15 protein-coding genes are annotated in these 14,564 nt (G+C 62.3%); 7 read left to right on the forward strand and 8 right to left on the reverse strand.

Annotated elements, in window-relative coordinates:
- Positions 1–319: 319 nt before the first annotated feature.
- Positions 320–1,951: an ABC transporter permease gene (locus tag L63ED372_RS10850; RefSeq protein WP_062405972.1), complete on the reverse strand. Its 1,632-nt coding sequence runs from the start codon at positions 1,949–1,951 to the stop codon at positions 320–322.
- 47 nt (positions 1,952–1,998) lie between these two features.
- On the opposite strand from L63ED372_RS10850, the gene L63ED372_RS10855 reads away from it, so the two are divergent.
- Positions 1,999–3,159: an ABC transporter ATP-binding protein gene (locus L63ED372_RS10855; protein ID WP_062405973.1), complete on the forward strand. Its 1,161-nt coding sequence runs from the start codon at positions 1,999–2,001 to the stop codon at positions 3,157–3,159.
- Between the two features lie 298 nt (positions 3,160–3,457).
- Positions 3,458–4,285: a L,D-transpeptidase Cds6 family protein gene (locus L63ED372_RS10860; protein ID WP_156343619.1), complete on the forward strand. Its 828-nt coding sequence runs from the start codon at positions 3,458–3,460 to the stop codon at positions 4,283–4,285.
- A 43-nt stretch (positions 4,286–4,328) separates the two neighbouring features.
- Here the strand turns inward: L63ED372_RS10860 and L63ED372_RS10865 are convergent, their stop codons facing one another.
- Genes L63ED372_RS10865 through L63ED372_RS10890 form a run of 6 tightly spaced genes read right to left on the reverse strand, consistent with a single transcriptional unit; the run spans position 4,329 to position 8,925 of the window.
- Positions 4,329–5,069 (reverse strand): lysophospholipid acyltransferase family protein, encoded by a 741-nt coding sequence (locus tag L63ED372_RS10865; protein ID WP_062405975.1) that lies wholly within the window; start codon positions 5,067–5,069, stop codon positions 4,329–4,331.
- A gap of 17 nt (positions 5,070–5,086) precedes the next feature.
- A complete protein-coding gene (locus L63ED372_RS10870) occupies positions 5,087–6,382 on the reverse strand; it encodes a dihydroorotase (protein ID WP_062405976.1) in 1,296 nt (431 codons plus the stop codon).
- 25 nt (positions 6,383–6,407) lie between these two features.
- Positions 6,408–7,373 (reverse strand): aspartate carbamoyltransferase catalytic subunit, encoded by a 966-nt coding sequence (locus L63ED372_RS10875; RefSeq protein ID WP_062405977.1) that lies wholly within the window; start codon positions 7,371–7,373, stop codon positions 6,408–6,410.
- A gap of 33 nt (positions 7,374–7,406) precedes the next feature.
- Positions 7,407–7,916: a bifunctional pyr operon transcriptional regulator/uracil phosphoribosyltransferase PyrR gene (gene pyrR / locus L63ED372_RS10880; protein ID WP_062405978.1), complete on the reverse strand. Its 510-nt coding sequence runs from the start codon at positions 7,914–7,916 to the stop codon at positions 7,407–7,409.
- Positions 7,913–8,329, reverse strand: a complete 417-nt coding sequence (gene ruvX, locus L63ED372_RS10885) for a Holliday junction resolvase RuvX (protein ID WP_062405979.1) — start codon at positions 8,327–8,329, stop codon at positions 7,913–7,915. Before ruvX ends, pyrR begins: the two co-directional genes overlap by 4 nt.
- A complete protein-coding gene (locus tag L63ED372_RS10890; RefSeq protein ID WP_062405980.1) occupies positions 8,326–8,925 on the reverse strand; it encodes a YqgE/AlgH family protein in 600 nt (199 codons plus the stop codon). The genes ruvX and L63ED372_RS10890 overlap by 4 nt, the downstream gene beginning before the upstream one ends.
- Before the next feature lie 75 nt (positions 8,926–9,000).
- Here L63ED372_RS10890 and L63ED372_RS10895 point away from each other — a divergent pair, with 75 nt between their 5' ends.
- On the forward strand, positions 9,001–10,476 hold the full coding sequence (locus tag L63ED372_RS10895; RefSeq protein ID WP_062405981.1) for a cryptochrome/photolyase family protein: 1,476 nt from the start codon (positions 9,001–9,003) through the stop codon (positions 10,474–10,476).
- On the opposite strand, the gene L63ED372_RS10900 is transcribed toward L63ED372_RS10895, so the two are convergent.
- On the reverse strand, positions 10,477–10,647 hold the full coding sequence (locus L63ED372_RS10900; RefSeq protein WP_019427587.1) for a rubredoxin: 171 nt from the start codon (positions 10,645–10,647) through the stop codon (positions 10,477–10,479).
- Between the two features lie 102 nt (positions 10,648–10,749).
- On the opposite strand from L63ED372_RS10900, the gene thiD reads away from it, so the two are divergent.
- The 4 genes from thiD (at position 10,750) to L63ED372_RS10920 (ending at position 14,562) form a co-directional block, all read left to right on the forward strand.
- On the forward strand, positions 10,750–11,691 hold the full coding sequence (thiD, locus tag L63ED372_RS10905) for a bifunctional hydroxymethylpyrimidine kinase/phosphomethylpyrimidine kinase (protein WP_062405982.1): 942 nt from the start codon (positions 10,750–10,752) through the stop codon (positions 11,689–11,691).
- Positions 11,692–11,708: 17 nt separating this feature from the next.
- Positions 11,709–13,004 (forward strand): glutamate-1-semialdehyde 2,1-aminomutase, encoded by a 1,296-nt coding sequence (gene hemL, locus L63ED372_RS10910; RefSeq protein WP_062407967.1) that lies wholly within the window; start codon positions 11,709–11,711, stop codon positions 13,002–13,004.
- A gap of 8 nt (positions 13,005–13,012) precedes the next feature.
- Entirely contained in the window at positions 13,013–13,471 is a 459-nt protein-coding gene (locus L63ED372_RS10915; protein ID WP_062405983.1) for a hypothetical protein, read from the forward strand.
- A gap of 107 nt (positions 13,472–13,578) precedes the next feature.
- Positions 13,579–14,562 carry a tripartite tricarboxylate transporter substrate binding protein gene (locus tag L63ED372_RS10920; RefSeq protein WP_062407969.1) on the forward strand — a complete coding sequence of 328 codons (984 nt, stop codon included), beginning with the start codon at positions 13,579–13,581 and terminating at the stop codon, positions 14,560–14,562.
- Positions 14,563–14,564 lie beyond the last annotated feature (2 nt).

Raw genomic sequence — 14,564 nt, forward strand, 5'->3', positions numbered from 1 at the left:
GTCTGGCTTGATCGTTATCGGGCCAATTAAGCGGCAAGAAGCCCATCTAAGTGATTGATTTGATAGGATAAATTGTATGAATTGGAGAACTAAAAGGGTCTCCGGCTACCCAAATGGGCCATCCTTGAATGCCTTGTAACTTTCAAAAAAAAGTCTTTGGGTGTGTCTGGCAAATCAACAAAATTGGGGCGTGATTTCACAAAAAAGCGCTGTTTGGGCTCTTTTTGCCAACGACGGGGGCCAAGGGATGCACGCCCATCTCTTCGTGAAAGCAACCGAGATGCTGCCGCCCTGTCAGGGCGATCTCAGAGATCCTTGATCAGGCCCGCTGCCGCAGGGTGCGGCTGAGCAAGATGACCGGGATCAGGCCGACCAACACCAAGGCCAGCGAGGGCAAGGCCGCTTCGCCCAGGCGCTCGTCACGCGCCAACTGGTAAGTCACCACAGCCAATGTGTCGCTGTTGAAGGGGCGCAGCACCATGGTGGCGGGCAGCTCCTTCATCACGTCCACAAACACCAGCAAGGCGGCGGCGATGGTGGTGCGTTGCAACAAGGGGGCATGCACGCGGCGCATCAGGCCCCAGCCCGTCACACCCAGCATGCGGGCCGAATCGTCGAGGCTGGCTGGGATGCGGGCATATCCGCTTTGCACCGACTGCAGCGCCACCGCACAAAAGCGCACCAAGTAAGCCCACACCAACCCCAAAGACGTGGCGGTGATCCACGCCCCCGCCGAAGAAGCGGGCCAGGTTTGCTGAATCCAGCCCACCGGCAAGAGCAAACCCACCACCACCACCGCACCGGGAATGGCATAACCCAAGCCCACCAACTGAATGGCCCCTTGGCTGATGCGGTCGGCACGGGTGCGCACGCTGAAAGCCAGCGCCAGCGCCACGCCCACGGCCAGCACCGCCGTGATGGCGCCTAAGCGCAGGCTGGTCCAGGCCCATTGGCCAAAGCGCTCCCAGGGCATCTCGGTCGTTTCGCCCATGAAAGCCCTGAGCATGATGAGCACCGGCAGCACAAAGCCCAGCAGCACGGGCAAGCTGCACACCGCCCAGGCCAGCACGCGGCGCATGCCGTGCAACTGCACCGGCTGCGCCTCGGCAGAGCCCTGGCGCGAACCACGCCCCTGGTTGAAGCGCATGCGCTTTTGGGCGCGTTGCTCCAGCTGCAGCAAGACCACCACCACGGCCAAGAGCACCGTGGCCAGCTGGGCCGCAGCGATGCGGTTGTCCATGGACAGCCAGGCTTTGTAGATGCCCGCCGTGAAAGTCTGGATGCCGAAGTAACTGGACACCCCAAAGTCGGCCAGGGTTTCCATGAGCGCCAAAGCCACACCTGCAGCCACAGCTGGGCGGGCCAGCGGCAAGGCAATTTCGCGGATGCGGCGGGACAGGGGGGCACCCAACAGGCGGGCCGCTTCCATCAAGCCCGAAGCCCGCTCCACCAAAGCGGTGCGGGCCAGCAAATAAACATAGGGGTAAAGAGACAAGGTGAACACGAGCGCCGCGCCCCAGACGCTGCGCACATCGGGCCACAAACGCCCTTGCAGGCCTAAAGCCTCGCGCAAAGCCACCTGCAGCGGCCCGCTGAACTGCAAAAAGTCGGTGTAGGCGTAGGCCACCACATAGGCCGGCATGGCCAGTGGCAAAAGCAGCAACCACTCGAACACGCCGCGCCCCGGAAAATCGAACAAGGTCACGAGCGCCGCTGTGGCCAAGCCCAGCACCGTGACGCCCACGGCCACCATCAGGCACAGGCCCAACGTGGTCAGCGCGTAATCAGGCAGCACGGTGGCCGCCATCTCACGCAAGATGCTGGCGCTCTCGCCGCTCCACTGCAGCCACGAGCCGAGCACGGCCAACACGGGCAAAGCCAAAGCCAGCGCCAGCAAGGCAAACAACAAGGAGGGGAGGCCCGATAAACGGCGGGCCAAAGTGGTCAGCATAGACTTCGATTGTAGGAGCGCCAAACAACCTGCCTACAATCCAGAGCATGTTTCTAGAACTGCGCCAACTCGACATCCAATACCCCGGCAGCACCACGCCCGCCGTGCAGCGGGTGAACCTGGGCCTGCGCTCGGGCGACATTGGCGTGCTGATCGGCCCGTCGGGTTGCGGCAAGACCACTTTGCTCAGGGCGGTGGCGGGGTTGGAGCCGGTGTCGGGCGGGCAGATTTTGCTGTCCAACCGGGTGGTCAGCGAAAAAGGCCACACCGAACCGGCCGAGCGCCGCCGCATTGGCATGGTGTTCCAGGACTATGCGCTGTTTCCGCACATGGACGTGGGCCGCAACGTGGGCTTTGGGCTGGAACACTTGCCCAAAGCTGAACGCCTGGCCCGCGTGGCTGAAGTGCTGGAGCTGGTGGGGCTGGCCGGTTCGGACCAACGCTTCCCGCATGAACTCTCGGGTGGCCAACAGCAACGAGTCGCTCTGGCGCGTGCGCTGGCCCCAAAACCCGACTTGCTGCTGCTGGACGAGCCTTTTTCCAATCTGGACATCGACCTGCGCGAGCGCCTAGCGCATGAGGTGCGCAACATCCTCAAGGCCGCCAAGGCCACGGCGCTGCTGGTCACCCACGACCAGCTCGAAGCCTTTGCGATTGGCGACGTGATCGGGGTGATGAACGAAGGCCAGTTGCACCAGTGGGACGATGCCTACAGCCTCTACCACCGCCCAGCCACCCGCTTTGTGGCCGACTTCATTGGCCACGGTGTCTTCACGCCCGCCACGCTGCGCGAGGTGGATGGGCACATTCTGGTCAGCACCCCGGTGGGCGAGCTGCGTGATGTGGCCGAATGCCCCCTGCCCTGTGACTTTGAAGGCGGTCAATGCGATGTGCTGCTGCGGGCCGATGACATCGTGCACGACGACGATGCCCCGGTGAAGGCACAGATCATCCGCAAAGCTTTTCGGGGCTCGGAGTTTTTGTACACCTTGCGCCTGGCCAGTGGTGATTTGCTGATGGCCCATGTGCCCAGCCACCACGACCACAAGCTGGGCGAATGGATCGGCATTCGCGCCGAGGTGGACCATGTGGTCACCTTCAACCGCACCTGCCCGGTGAGTGACCGCGAGCTGTGCCAGATGCCCTGTGCCAAGGCCGAGGCCTGTGAGCACACGGACCCGAAGTATCAAAGCATCAAATACACATAAAATATCAATACTGACAAAGGCTTTTGAACCCAAAGCCGTCGTCAGGTCACAGCCCTCAGCGCCTGTCCCCTTAGGGCCATCCTCAGTCAGGCTTGACCGCCTTTCCCCCTCATTGGCACTCAAGCAGTGCTCACAGTGCGGCTTGGTGCATGATTTTTTTGAGCCCTTTGCCAGTTGCAAAGCGCTAAAAATAACAAATAAAGAATCCTTTCAAGCTCTTCTCTGAAAAAAATATCTTTACTAATATTCAGTAAAAATGTAAATTACACCAAAAATACGAACATAAATTGGTGAACCAATGATTTCAAACACTTATTCAGGCGAAGAAAGCGCTTCAACACACGAGGTCGGCGCAAGGGGTGGTTTTTTCAACTTCAGGCAAGTGGTGTTGAACCCGACACCCCATTCGGTCCAGAACCCAGCCGCCCGCAACTTGGCGCCTTGGGAGCAGCGTGACCAGCCTGAGGCTGACACGGCCAAGGCACAGGTCATGCCACTGAGCGATCAGCCCGCATGGCTGAAGAAGCGTCACCTGCTGTTTTTTTTGTTGGCCTTGGTCCTCATGCATTTGTCCCATCTTATGGCCAAAAACGACGACCTGCGCGGCAACTGGACACCACCGATTGAACCTCCGGGTTCGGTGATCGTGACCTCATTGAGCGAGACCTCCAGCGGCCAGCTGCAGGTGCGAAGCGCAGCGCAGGCCCCCGCTCCTCAAGCGACCCCGGCCGCAGTGGTTGCTGCGGTCGCAGCCCCTGCACAGCCGACCGCACCCGTTCAGGCCAGCGGCACGGAGCAAGAGCTGCGTCAGGCCCTTCAGCAATGGAGCCAAGCCTGGAGCGGACAGGCTATGACCCCGTATTTGGGGATGTATGCCAGCGACTTTGAGCCCCCCAAGGGCTTGAGCCGATCTGCATGGGAACAGCAGCGAACGCAGCGCATCACCAGCAAAAAAAGCATTCGGCACGACATGCAAAACATGACGCTGCGGATCGACGCCAACCAAGCGACGGTGCACTTTACCCAGATTTATCAGGACGAGCGTCTGCAGTCGAGCGACCAAAAGACCATGGTCTGGGTCTGGCGAAATGGCCAGTGGCAAATCACACGGGAATTCACGGCCTGAGGAGAAACGTCAAGCGCCGAACTGCGGCCCTTGAATCAACCGCTCAAGCCGCATCGCGCAAGGCCAAGATGTCCTGGCGCAAGTCCTGCGCCCAGGCACGGCGATCACGACCGTTGGCCATTTGGGGCTCGCCAAAGTGAACCACCGCCTCAATGCGGCGTGCTTTCAGGGTCCGCCACATGGAGCCGATCAGCGTGTCGTCACCGATGTAACAAGGTGCCAAGCTCAGCTCACCGGTTTGGGCATCGATGAATTTGAGCGACATGGGCTGCACCGGTGCTTCGGCCTGGATGGCCGCCTGGATCAGGTTGGCGTGAAAGGGCAGCAACTCGCGTCCATCGCTGGTGGTGCCTTCCGGAAACACCGCCACCACATCCCCATTGCGCATGGCACTGGCCATATCCAGGACCATGCGCAGCGCGTCTTTGCGGCTGGTGCGCTCGATGTACAGCGTGCCCGCACCCGTGGCCAGCATGCCCACCAGTGGCCACTCGCGGATATCGGATTTGGAGACAAAGCGGCAGTGCCGCGCGGCGTGGATGACCAAGATGTCGAGCCACGAGATGTGGTTGGCCACCATGAGCGCGGGGCCACTGGCAACGGGCTGACCGATCACGCGCAGGTGAATGCCCCACAAAGCCAAAAACTGCAGCGCCCAGGCTTGCACGCGCATTTCGCGCTGCTCGGGTGTCAACTGTGGAAAGCGCACATAAATGGTCCACATGCCCACGAGCACATGCCACAGGCCGCGCAGGAATTTCCAGATGGCGCTCAGGACCGTCATGCGCTGCGTGCCTCAGCTCAAGCGGCTTCGAAAGCCACTTGCCCGCCCACCACCGTGGCCAGCACGCGGCCGGGCAGCTCGTAACCCGAAAACGGGGTGCTCTTGCCTTGGCTGCGCAGCGAAGCATCACCCACCAGCCAGTGGCCTTCTGTAGAAAGCACACACACATCGGCCACGCCGCCCACGGCCAAATGGCCCACCGAGTCCTGCAAACCACCGAGCGTCGAACCCAGCACACGGGCCGGATCGGCCGTGATGCGTGAGAGCACCTGGGCCACAGGCAGTCCAGCATCCGCACCCCACTTGAGCGCCAAGCTCCACAGCAGCTCCATGCCCGTCGCACCGGGCTCGGCTTCGGCAAAGGGCAAGGCCTTGGCATCAGCATCCACCGGGGTGTGGTCGGAAACCAGCACGTCCAGCGTGCCGTCGGCAAGACCGGCACGCAGCGCGTCGCGGTCGCGCTGCTGGCGCAGCACGGGCGTGAGGCGGGCGCGGCTGTCAAAGTAGCCCATGTCGGCATCGGTCAGGTGCAGCGAGTTGATGCTCACATCGGCCGTGACTGGCAAACCCTCGGCCTTGGCCTTGCGGATCAAATCGACCCCTTGGGCGCTGCTGATGCGGCACAGGTGCACGCGGGCTTGGGTGCTGCGCACCAGCTCAAAAATCGTGTGCAGGGCAATGGTTTCGGCGGCCACCGACACGCCCGACAAACCCATGCGCGTGGCCAAAGCCCCACTGGCGGCCACGCCCTTACCCAAATGCAGATCTTGTGGGCGCAGCCAGACGGCGTAGCCAAAGGTGCTGGCGTATTGCAAGGCGCGTTGCAGCACTTGGGTGCTTTGAATCGGCACCTCGGCCTGAGAAAAACCCACACAACCAGCGGCGGTGAGCTGGCCCATTTCGGTCAGCACATCGCCCTTGAGGCCCACCGTGAGTGCGCCCAAAGGCAAGACGCGGGCTTGGTGCAGTTTCTCGGCGCGGTAACGCAGCATCTCGACCAGACCCGGCTCGTCGAGCACCGGCTCGGTGTCGGGTGGGCAGACCAAGCTGGTCACACCACCGGCCACGGCCGCGGCCATTTCGCTCTCGAGCATGCCCGCGTGTTCCTGACCGGGCTCGCGCAAACGCGCCGCCAGATCCACCAGGCCCGGGGCCACGATGCAACCCTGGGCGTCGATCACGCGGTTGGGTATGAAGTCGGCAGGGGCTTGCCCCATGGCCACAATGCGGCCAGCGGCAATCGCCACGTCGCCTGTTTGGTCAAAGCCGCTGGCCGGGTCGATCACGCGGCCGTTTTGAATGAGGAGTTTCATCGTGTGTTTCCTAATCGGCTCTTGATTACGCGACGTTGCCCGCCACGATGCTCATCACCGCCATGCGCACGGCGATGCCAAAGGTCACCTGCGGCAAGATCACGCTTTGCTGGCCGTCGACCACGGCCGAGTCGATCTCGACCCCGCGGTTGATCGGGCCGGGGTGCATGACGATGGCGTCGGGCTTGGCCAGTTGCAGTTTTTCAGGGGTGAGGCCAAAGCTCTCGAAGTACTCTTGGCTGGAGGGCAGCAGCGCGCCGCTCATGCGCTCGTTTTGCAGACGCAGCATGATGACCACGTCGCAGCCTTGGATGCCCTCTTCGAGGTTGTTGAAGACGCGCACGCCCATCTGGGCCATGTCGGCGGGCACCAGCGTTTTGGGGCCGACCACACGCACCTCGGCGCAGCCCAGGGTGGTGAGCGCATGGATGTCTGAGCGCGCCACACGCGAGTGCAGCACATCGCCCACGATGGCCACGGTGAGGTTGGCAAAGTCTTTTTTGTAGTGCCGGATGGTGAACATGTCCAGCAGCGCCTGGGTGGGGTGGGCGTGGCGCCCGTCACCGGCATTGACCACATGCACATGGGGCGCCACATGCTGTGCGATCAGGTAAGGTGCGCCCGACTCGCTGTGGCGCACCACAAAAATGTCGGCGGCCATGGCGCTCAGGTTGGCGATGGTGTCGAGCAGCGACTCGCCCTTGCTGGCTGAAGAGCGTGCGATATCGAGCGTGTACACGTCGGCCGACAGGCGGGTGGCCGCGATGTCGAAGGTGGTGCGGGTGCGGGTGCTGTTCTCAAAGAACAGGTTGAAGACGCTCTTGCCGCGCAAGAGGGGCACCTTTTTCACTTCGCGGTCGCTCACGCTGACAAAGCCCTGAGCGGTATCGAGGATGTGCGTCAGGATGTCCTTGGACAGGCCTTCGGTGGAGAGCAGGTGGATCAGCTCGCCGTTCTTGTTGAGTTGGGGGTTGTTGCGTTTGTAGAGCATGTTGTTTTCACCTCGTAGCTTGTGGCTGCGCTTTCAAGAAAGCGGGGCTTTGATCTCCACTTCAAAACTGAAACGGCCCTCTGCATCGCGGGCCAGCGCCAGCGATTGCGACTCGGGCAGGGCCACACGAGCGGCGGCGTAGTCGGCTTGCACCGGCAGCTGTCGCCCGCCCCGGTCCACCAACACGGCCAGCTGCACGCGGGCGGGGCGGCCGTAGTCAAAAATTTCGTTGAGCACGGCACGAATCGTCCGTCCGGTGTAGAGCACGTCGTCCAGGATCAGGATCTCGGCACCGTCCACTTCAAACGGCAAACTGGTTTGGCCACCGGCCGACAAACCGCGCTGGGCAAAATCGTCGCGGTGCATGACCGAAGACACTTGGCCCGACTCGCCCGCCAGCCCCAGGTCGCGCTGCAGGCGCTCGGCCAGCCAGGCGCCGCCCGAGGTGATGCCCACCAGGCGGGTGTTGGCCGTGCACAGGCTGCGCACACCGCGCAGCAACTCCAGGTACAGGGCCTCGGCATTGAGGGCGAGTGCACTCATGGCAAGCTCCTTAAAAATTGGTCAAGAATGATCGCGGCAGCAGCAGCATCGGCGTCTTTGGCCCCATAAGAATGGGCCTCGGTGGTGGAGTAGCGCTCATCGACCTCGTAGACGGCGAGGCCAAAGCGGCCGCGCAGCTGGCGGCCGAACTTGCGGGCACGCACGGTGTTCACGTGTTCGCCGCCATCGGGGTGGGTGGGCACGCCGATCACCAGCGCGTCGGGCTGCCACTCCTTGATGCGTTTGGCAATGTGCTCAAATCGGGCGTCACCCTCGGCGGCGATGGTGCCTTGTGGCGTGGCCGACTTCATCAGGCGGTTGCCTACGGCCACACCCGTGCGCTTGAGGCCATAGTCAAAGGCCAGAAAACTCTGGTGGTTGGCGGGGACGGTGTTTTCGGGTGCGCTGCTCATGCGTGCCCCGCGTCGGGCGAGAGCATCCAACTTTTTAAGCCCAAGAGGTCCAGGGCGCGGTCGTAGCGATCGGCCATGGGCACCTCAAAAATCACATTCGCCGAGGCGGGCACGGTGAGCCAGGTGTTTTCACCCAACTCGGATTCGAGCTGCCCCTCCCCCCAAGAGGAGTAGCCAAGGGTGACCAGCACCCGACGGGGCCCGACACCAGAAGAAAGCGCTTCGAGCACATCCCGCGAGGTGGTCATCTCCAAGCCGCCCGGTATGGTGAGGGTGGAGGCGTAAACCGGGCCGTCTTGCGCGGGTTTGTCCAGAAGCAAGGGCTCGTGCAACACAAAGCCGCGCTCGGTCTGAACCGGGCCGCCATGGCCCACAGGGCTTTCCATCAAATCTTCGCGGCGCAGGGGCAACTCCACCTTGTCAAACAGGTGGCGCATGCTGATGTCAGCGGGCTTGTTGATGATCAATCCCATGGCCCCGCGGGCGCTGTGCTCGCACATGTAGATCACGCTGCGGGCAAATGTCTCGTCCTCCAACCCGGGCATGGCGATCAGGAAATGATGCTTGAGGTCAATGGAGGCAGAATCGGCTGTCATGCACCGATTTTAGCGGCCCCGTTTCTGTGGACGGGATCCACAGGTGCATTGTTTGACTCCAACCGGCATACCTCGATGGAAACCCCTTTTTCTTGCGGCCTGGTCTGGCTGCGGCGCGATCTGCGCGTGAGTGACCATGCGGCCCTGCACCAGGCCCTGAAGCACTGCCAGCGTGTGCATGTGGCGTTTGTGTTCGACACCGAAATCCTGGACGCTCTGCCCCGTGCCGATCGCCGGGTCGAGTTCATCCGCGAGTCGCTGGTCGAGGTGGATGCCCGCTTGCGCGAGTTAGCAGGCCACCCCCAGGCTGGCCTGATCGTTCGCCACGGCGTGGCCAAGGACAAAATCGTCAAACTGGCCCAGCACCTGCAGGCCCAGGTGGTGTTTGCCAACCACGACGACGAGCCCCTGGCGCTGGCCCGCGACATCCAGGTGCGCGGCCACTTGGCCGACCATGGCATCGTGCTGCACACCTACAAGGACCATGTGGTGTTTGAGCGCAACGAGGTGCTGACGCAGATGGCCAAGCCCTTCAGCGTGTTCACGCCCTACAAAAATGCCTGGTTGAAGAAAGTCACACCCGAAGACCTGCGGGCTTTCGAAGTGGCACCTCTGGCCACTCGCCTGGCCCCGCGCCCCGACGATCTGGCGCAGCCAGTGCCCAGCCTGGCCGACATGGGCTTTGAGACCACCAACCTGCAAGCCCTGAAAATCCCCACGGGCGAGTCGGGCGCTCAGGCTCTGCTGCAAGACTTTTTGACCCGCATTGACCAGTACGAAGACACACGCAACTTCCCCGCTGTCAAAGGCCCAAGCTATTTGAGTGTGCATTTGCGCTTTGGCACGGTGTCGATTCGCCAGCTGGCCCGCGAGGCGCACCCCCGCATGTTGGCGGGCAGCGTGGGGGCCAGCGTGTGGCTGTCAGAGCTGATTTGGCGCGACTTTTATGTGCAGGTGCTGCACAACTTTGCCCATGTGGGCCGAGGCCAAAGCTTCAAACCCGAATACGACGCGATTGAATGGGAGCACGGCCCACACGCCCACAAACTGTTCAACGCCTGGTGCGAAGCCCGCACCGGTTACCCGCTGGTGGACGCGGCCATGCGCCAAATCAACCAGACGGGCTACATGCACAACCGCCTGCGCATGGTGGTGGCGAGCTTTTTGGTGAAAGATTTGGGCATCGACTGGCGCTGGGGCGAGAAGTACTTCGCCACCCACCTGAACGACTTCGATTTATCGGCCAACAACGGTGGCTGGCAGTGGGCCAGCTCGAGCGGGTGTGATGCGCAGCCCTACTTCCGCATCTTCAACCCGATCAGCCAAAGCGAAAAGTTCGACCCCGAGGGCAAATTCATCCGCCGCTATGTGCCGGAACTGGCCGATTTGCCAACGGCCGCATTGCACGCGCCGTGGCTGGCCAAACCCATGGAGTTGCAAGCGGCGGGGGTGGTGATCGGCAAGACCTACCCTGCCCCCATCGTGGACCACGCCGAAGCCCGAGAAATAACTTTGGCGCGGTACGCCGTGGTCAAGAAAAAAACAGACTGATCAGATGGCGACCATCTCGAAGTCTTCCTTGCGGGCTGCGCATTCGGGGCAAGTCCAGTTCATGGGCACGTCTTCCCATTTGGTGCCGGGAGCGATGCCGTGCTCAGGGTCACCCTCGGCTTCGTCGTAAATCCAGCCGCAAATCAAGCACATCCAAGTTTTGTGTTCCATCACAGTGTCGCAATCAGAGAGTCGAATAGAATGATTTGATTGTATCGGCCCATTCCATCCGTGCCCTGACCGGCATGTCTTGGCCCTGACATTTGACCTTCAATGACCGATCCCAAGTCCGCCATCACCGACATCGACCCACGCCCGGATGACGAAGAGTCGGCCTCTTTGGCCTGTGTGCTGTCGTTCAATGCCAATGACCCCAGCGGTGCCGGCGGCCTGAGCAGTGACGCGGTGGCCATGGCTTCGGTCGGTGCGCATTGCATGCCCGTGTGCACAGGGACCTATGTGCGCGACACCAGCAGCATCACCGATTTCTACCCCCTGGACGACGAAGCGGTGCACGACCAAGCCCGCGCTGTGGCCGAAGACGTGCCCGTGCAGGTCATCAAGGTCGGCTTTGTCGGCACGCCCGAGAATTTGGCGGTGATTGCCGAGCTGTCGGACGACTACGACGGCGTGCCGGTCGTGGCCTACATGCCCAATCTGTCTTGGTGGGAAGAAGACAAGATCGACGCCTACCTGGACGCTTTTCGCGAATTGCTGCTGCCGCAAACCAGCGTGCTGGTGGGTCACCACAGCACGCTGCGCCGCTGGTTGCTGCCCGACTGGAGTGGCGAGCGCAACCCCGGCCCGCGCGACATCGCCAAAGCCGCGGCAGAGCTGGGCGTACCCTACACCCTGGTGACCGGCCTGCCCTTGCCCGAGCAACACATTGACAACGTGCTGGCCTCGCCCGAAACCGTGCTGGCCCACGAAAAGTTCGAGCGCATCGAGGCGGTGTTTGCGGGTGCGGGGGACACGCTGACCGCCGCTTTGGCGGCTTTGTTGGCCACCGGCATGGACCTGCCCGAAGCCACCAGCGAAGCCCTGCATTATCTGGACCGATGCCTGGACGAAGGCTTTCGGCCCGGCATGGGCCAGGTCATTCCGGACCGCCTGTTTTGGGCCTTGCCCGAGGGCGAAGAAACCGACGACGACGGCCCCGAAGTGCACCCGGGCTCGGATTATTTTGAAGTGCCTTTCAACGAAACCAAACATTGAAGCCAGAGACAAACACCATGACCGACCGCAACCAAACCCTTTTTGACCGCGCAGCCCAAGTGATCCCTGGTGGGGTCAACTCCCCTGTGCGTGCCTTTCGTGCCGTGGGCGGCACACCGCGTTTTGTGCAGCGTGCCCAGGGCGCGTATTTTTGGGACGCCAACGGTCAGAAATACATCGACTACATCGGCTCCTGGGGCCCGATGATCTTGGGCCACGGCCACCCCGCTGTGCTCGAAGCGGTGCAAAAAGCCGCCCTCGACGGCTTTTCGTTTGGCGCCCCCACCGAGCGCGAGATCGAGTTGGCCGAAGAAATCCTGAAGCACGTGCCTTCGATGGAGATGGTGCGCTTGGTCAGCTCGGGCACCGAAGCGGGCATGAGTGCCCTGCGCTTGGCACGTGGCGCCACCGGCCGCAGCAAATTCATCAAGTTCGAAGGCTGCTACCACGGCCACGCCGATGCGCTGCTGGTCAAGGCTGGCTCGGGCCTGGCCACCTTTGGCAACCCCACCAGCGCGGGTGTGCCACCCGAAGTGGTGCGCGACACCCTGGTGCTGGAATACAACAACATCCAGCAGCTGGAAGAGGCCTTTGCCCTGCACGGCAAAGAACTGGCCTGCGTGATGATTGAGCCCATTGCGGGCAACATGAACTTTGTGCGGGCCAGCGTGCCCTTCATGACGCGTTGCCGCGAGTTGTGCACTCAGCACGGCGCCTTGTTGGTGTTTGACGAAGTCATGTCCGGCTTCCGTGTGGCACTGGGCAGCGCACAAAGCGTTTACGCCAAAGCCATTCCTGGCTTCAAGCCCGACATGACGGTGCTGGGCAAAGTGATTGGCGGCGGCATGCCTTTGGCGGCCTTTGGTGGCCCGCGCGAGATCATGTCCAAATTAGCGCCCACTGGCCCGGTCTACCAAGCGGGCACCTTGAGCGGCAACCCGGTGGCCACGGCGTGTGGCCTCACAACGCTGCGCGAGATCGCCAAACCCGGCTTTTTTGATGCGCTGGGTGCCCGCACCCAAAGCCTGGTCGATGGTCTGACGGGCGCTGCAGCTGCGGCGGGTGTGCCCTTTGTGGGCGATTGCCAAGGCGGCATGTTCGGCTTTTTCTTGCTGCCCGAGCTGCCCCAAAACTACGCCAAAGTGATGACCAGCGACAGCCCCAAGTTTAACAAGCTGTTCCACGGTTTGCTGGACGGCGGTGTGTACATCGCCCCCGCTTTGTACGAAGCCGGTTTTGTGAGTGCTGCGCACACCGACGCCGACATCGCCGAGACGGTGCGTGTGGCGGCTGACGTGTTCAAGTCGCTCTGAGCCACCCGATGAAGCGTCTGGCATGCCTGCTTTGCGTCAGCTCGGCCGCACTGACGGCCCACGCCGAGTTCGACGCCAGCCGCCTCTGGGTGAATGCCGGGTTCTACTCGGCGCACTTTGACAGCCACAAAGGCCTGCGCAACGCCAACCCGGGCATCGGCGTCGAATACCGCATCGACGACACCTGGTCGGCCACGGCGGGGCGTTTTCGCAACAGCAACAACGCCAACTCGAACTATGTGGGGGCCTACTACCAACCCTGGACTTGGGCTGGCGTGAAGCTGGGCGTGGTGGCCGGGGCTTTCAACGGCTACCCCAATGCTTTCGAGGGTGGCTGGTTTCCGGCCCTCATTCCCACCGCCAGCCTGGAAGGCCAGCACTGGGGCCTGAACATAGCGCTGGTGCCACCCCTCAAAGACCGGCTGTATGGCGCCGTCAGTTTTCAGCTGAAGTACCGCTTTCGTTGACTCCCTCTTGTCCTGCACACGACTTGTGCAGGGATTCCATGGGTGCACAAGTCCGCTGCGCTCACCAATAATGGCCCATTGACCGACGCCCCATGGAGACCGCCCCGATGAACCCCGCACGCCGCCAACTGAGCACTTTGCTGGGCGCCAGCCTTTTGAGCTTGGGCGCTGCCCCTTTGGCCTGGGCGCAAACAGCGTCAACGACTGTGCCACTCAAACTGATCGTGCCCTTCACGCCCGGCACTGGCATTGACCTGATCGCCCGCACCCTGGGCCCCAAACTCTCACAGCGCCTGAACCGCCCGGTGGTGGTGGAAAACCGTGTGGGGGCCTCGGGCAACATTGGCACCGAAGCCGTGGTCCGCGCTGCGCCCGATGGCGCCACCTTACTCGTCAGTGTCAACACCCTGGTCATGAACCGGGCGCTGTACCCGGGCCTGAGTTTCGACGCGGTAAAAGACCTGAGTGCCGTCTCGCAAACCAGCTGGGGCCAACTGCTGCTGGTGACCCACCCCAAAACCGGCTACAAAACCGCAGGCGAATTGGTGCAAGCTGCGCGGCAGCAGCCGGGTCGCTTCAATTACGCTTCACCCGGTGTGGGCACACCACACCATCTGTCGATGGAGCTGTTCAAGAACACGGCTCGGGTGTTTTTGACCCACATCCCCTACCGAGGCACGGGCCCAGCCGTGACCGATTTGCTGGGCGGCCAGGTGGACGCGATGTTCTTGCCCATCCATGTGGCCTTGCCGCACATCCGCTCCGGTCGGCTGGTGGCACTGGGCATTGGCAGTGACAAGCGCCACGCCCTGCTGCCCGACCTGCCGACCCTGGCCGAAGCCAAAGCGGGCAATGTGAACGTGGACATGTGGTACGGCATCTTTGCCCCCAAAGGCACTCCGGCCGACATCGTGGCCCTGTACAACCGCGAGATCAACCAACTGCTCAGTGGTGAAGATGTGCAAAAGGCATTTGTCTCACAAGGCATGGACCCCAGCGGCAGCACCCCGCAAGCCTTTGGGCAATTGGTTGAGCGCGACGCCGAGCGCTGGGCACGCCTGATCAAGGACCAGGGCATCAAGGCCGACTGATG

Origin of the sequence: Limnohabitans sp. 63ED37-2 (genome assembly GCF_001412535.1) — a bacterium.
In the GTDB taxonomy this organism is placed as follows: domain Bacteria; phylum Pseudomonadota; class Gammaproteobacteria; order Burkholderiales; family Burkholderiaceae_C; genus Limnohabitans_A.